Consider the following 3,892-nt stretch of genomic DNA (forward strand, 5'->3'; position numbering starts at 1 on the left):
AAAGGAGCCTAAGGCTCCTTTTTTCATTCAAATAGCTTAAAAACTATTCTGATGCAGCTTTATCTTGTTTATTATTTTCATAAATCAAGATTGGGTCTGATTCACCTTTAATAACGGTTTCATCAATAACCACTTTGCTTACATCATCCATTGAAGGAAGCTCGTACATAGTATCAAGCAATACACCTTCAACGATTGAACGAAGACCACGTGCACCTGTTTTACGCTCCATTGCTTTGTGGGCAATGGCAGCTAAAGCATCTTCGCGGAACTCAAGTTCAACATCTTCCATACCAAACAAAACAGAAAACTGCTTAGTAATGGCGTTTTTAGGTTCGCTTAATATTTGTATCAATGCAGCTTCATCAAGTTCAGTTAATGTTGCAACCACTGGTAAACGACCAATAAACTCAGGAATTAAGCCGTATTTTACTAAATCTTCTGGCTCTACGTCTTTAAATGTATCACTTAAAGAACGGCTCGCCGCAGACTCTTTTACGCTAACGCCAAAACCAATACCGGTATTTTTATGGCTACGTTGCTCAATAACTTTATCTAAGCCCGAAAATGCACCACCACAAATAAACAAGATTTTAGACGTATCTACTTGTAAAAACTCTTGCTGTGGATGCTTACGACCACCTTGAGGTGGAACTGATGCAACAGTACCTTCAATCAGTTTAAGCAGTGCTTGCTGCACACCTTCACCTGATACATCACGCGTAATTGATGGGTTATCTGATTTGCGAGAAATTTTATCAATTTCATCAATGTAAACAATACCACGTTGGGCTTTTTCTACATCGTAATCACATTTTTGTAAAAGTTTTTGAATGATGTTTTCAACATCTTCACCCACATAACCGGCTTCAGTTAATGTAGTTGCATCAGCCATTGTAAACGGCACGTCTAGTAGGCGTGCTAACGTTTCAGCAAGTAATGTTTTACCACTACCTGTTGGACCGATTAATAGTATATTACTTTTACTAAGTTCAATATCTTGCTTAGTCGATTGATTGCGCAGGCGTTTGTAATGGTTATATACCGCTACAGACAATACTTTTTTAGCATGGTCTTGACCAATAACATAATCGTCTAAGTGTTTACGAATCTCTTTAGGTACAGGTAGTTTATCAGACGTATCATGCTTAGGAGCAATGTCTTTTATTTCTTCCCTGATTATATCGTTACACAGCTCTACACATTCATCACAAACGTATACTGAAGGGCCCGCAATTAATTTACGCACTTCATGCTGGCTTTTTCCACAAAAAGAACAGTATAACAATTTACTACTTTTGTCGCCGTCTGTAGGAGTGTCAGACATTCAGCTACCTCATTTTATACGTTGGCTGCCAAACTAATTGGCAGCTATTTCAATACGTTTTAACTATACCAAAATTTAATTTTTTCGCATAGTAACTCAAAGTGGTAAACAGATTACCTATTTACCAAACGCTTACTTTTTATCGCGATTTGTAAATACTGAATCTACAATGCCGTAATCTACAGCTTGCGTGGCACTCATAAAGTTATCACGGTCAGTATCTTTTGAAATCACATCTAAAGGTTGACCTGTATGATCAGCCATTAAGCGATTTAGTTTGTCTTTAATAGACAGTATTTCTCTAGCGTGTATTTCAAAGTCAGACGCTTGACCTTGGAAGCCACCTAATGGTTGGTGAATCATCACGCGAGAATTAGGTAAACAAAAACGCTTACCTTTTGCACCAGCGGTAAGTAAAAAAGCACCCATGCTAGCAGCTTGACCTACACATATTGTACTTACATCTGGTTTGATGAAGTTCATTGTGTCGTAAATAGCCATACCCGCAGTTACTGAACCACCTGGTGAGTTGATGTATAAAAAGATATCTTTATCAGGATTTTCTGATTCTAAAAATAGCATTTGCGCTAAAATCAGATTTGCCATGTTGTCTTCAACTTGACCTGTTAAAAAGATAATACGCTCTTTTAATAATCTCGAATAAATATCATACGAGCGCTCGCCTTTCGGTGTTTGTTCAACAACCATTGGGACCAATGCATTTAGGGGATCTGTAATACCAGTATTCATACTTATTTAATTCCTTATGCGCTTATACTTATCCTTATTATAAGGAAGCATAGTTATCGTTTTTCGCAAATTTAGAGCCAAAAACTAAAATGGCCCGGGCACGCTGTATAAACAGAGTAGCACGAGCCATTTAATCGTTAGCGAGAGCTTAAGTCAATGACTTATTAAGCACCTTGCTGTGGATTCATGATGTCATCAAATGCTTTTTCAACATCAGTAACAACTGCTTTAGCTAAAATAGCTTCAACAGCTTGCTCTTCCATTGCTACATTACGCATTTGCTGCATAAGTTGATCATTACCTTTGTAGTATTCTACTACTTCAGTTGGATCTTCGTATGCAGAAGCTACCGTTGCGATTAATGCTTCAACTTTAGCGTCATCAACTTTAATCTCGTTAGCTTTAATCACTTCACCTAATAAAAGGCCAGTTTTAACACGTGTTACAGCTTGCTCGTGGAACAATTCAGCTGGAAGCTCTGGCATGTTTTGAGCGTCGCCGCCAAAACGTTGAGCTGCTTGCTGACGTAGAGCATCAACTTCTTGATCAACAAGTGCTTTAGGCACTTCGATTTCGTTGTTAGCTAAAAGACCTTTGATTGCTTGGTCTTTAACGCTTGCTTTAACCGCTTGGTCTAGCTCACGTGTCATGTTCTTTTTAACTTCTTCTTTAAGCGCGTCTACGCCGCCTTCGGTAACACCGAATTTAGTTGCAAACTCTTCGCTTAATTCTGGTAATTCTTGCGCTTCAACTTTTTTCACTGTGATAGTGAATTGAGCCGCTTTACCTTTTAAGTTTTCAGCGTGGTAATCATCAGGGAAAGTTACATCAGCAACTACTTCTTCGCCTGCTTTTTTACCTACGATGTTATCTTCAAAACCTGGGATCATACGACCTTGGCCAAGTTCTAATGGGAAGTCTTCAGCTTTGCCGCCTTCAAATACTTCACCGTCGATAGTACCTACGAAATCAACTGTTACACGGTCGTTTTCGCCAGCAGCTGCATCAACATCAGCCCACGCTGCGTGTTGCTTACGAAGTGTTTCTAGCATGTTAGCTAAATCTTCGTCAGTCACTGTTACCGCTGGTTTCTCAACAGTAATTTTATCTAAACCTTGAACTTCAACTTCAGGGTAAACTTCGAACGTTGCTGAGAATTCTAAATCTTTACCTGCTTCAAGTGATTTAGGTGCGAATGTAGGCGCGCCAGCTGGATTGATTTTTTCAGAAACGATTGCTTCAATGTAATTACGTTGCATTACTTCGCCAGCAACTTCTTGACGAACTGCAGGGCCAAAACGCTTGTTAATTACAGATACTGGAACTTTACCAGCACGGAAACCATCTATACGCTGTGTTTTTGACAGTTGTTGTAGGCGTTTTTTTACTTCGGTCTCAACGTTCTCTGAAGGAACGGTGATAGTTATACGGCGCTCAAGGCCTTGGGTCGTCTCAACAGAAACTTGCATGATTTACCTCAATATTCAATTTTGGCGACTGTTCGCCTTCCTTTACAAACAAAGTGATCTGCATGAGTCTTGATAAAGTTTAAGCGGTTTTTCACACTTAAAAGCATCCGTCGCTACCATGAGATACCATTGCTGCTTTGCCCTTCGGGCACTATGTTAAACAATAGACGCGGCATTATAACCTAATATTTATGATAGTCGAGTATAGGGGGCAATTATTTGGACTAGATAAGGGACTATAGAGACTAACTGAATAAAAAACAGGCTAACTAGGCATTGAATGGATTAAAGTAGAAATTATTTAATAGAATTATAGGCTAACAGATTTAGATTTATAACTTAGAGG

General features: G+C 39.0%; 3 protein-coding genes. All 3 read right to left on the reverse strand.

Annotated features, from left to right (window positions below; all coding sequences use genetic code 11):
- Nucleotides 1-43 precede the first annotated feature (43 nt).
- Entirely contained in the window at nt 44-1,327 is a 1,284-nt protein-coding gene (gene clpX / locus GQR46_RS17265; RefSeq protein WP_165741709.1) for an ATP-dependent protease ATP-binding subunit ClpX, read from the reverse strand.
- 132 nt (nt 1,328-1,459) lie between these two features.
- On the reverse strand, nt 1,460-2,077 hold the full coding sequence (clpP, locus tag GQR46_RS17270) for an ATP-dependent Clp endopeptidase proteolytic subunit ClpP (RefSeq protein WP_024612307.1): 618 nt from the start codon (nt 2,075-2,077) through the stop codon (nt 1,460-1,462).
- Nucleotides 2,078-2,241: 164 nt separating this feature from the next.
- Nucleotides 2,242-3,546, reverse strand: a complete 1,305-nt coding sequence (tig, locus tag GQR46_RS17275; protein WP_007580935.1) for a trigger factor — start codon at nt 3,544-3,546, stop codon at nt 2,242-2,244.
- Nucleotides 3,547-3,892: the final 346 nt, after the last annotated feature.

This window comes from Pseudoalteromonas sp. Z1A6 (genome assembly GCF_011378745.1).
GTDB classification, from domain to species: domain Bacteria; phylum Pseudomonadota; class Gammaproteobacteria; order Enterobacterales; family Alteromonadaceae; genus Pseudoalteromonas; species Pseudoalteromonas arctica.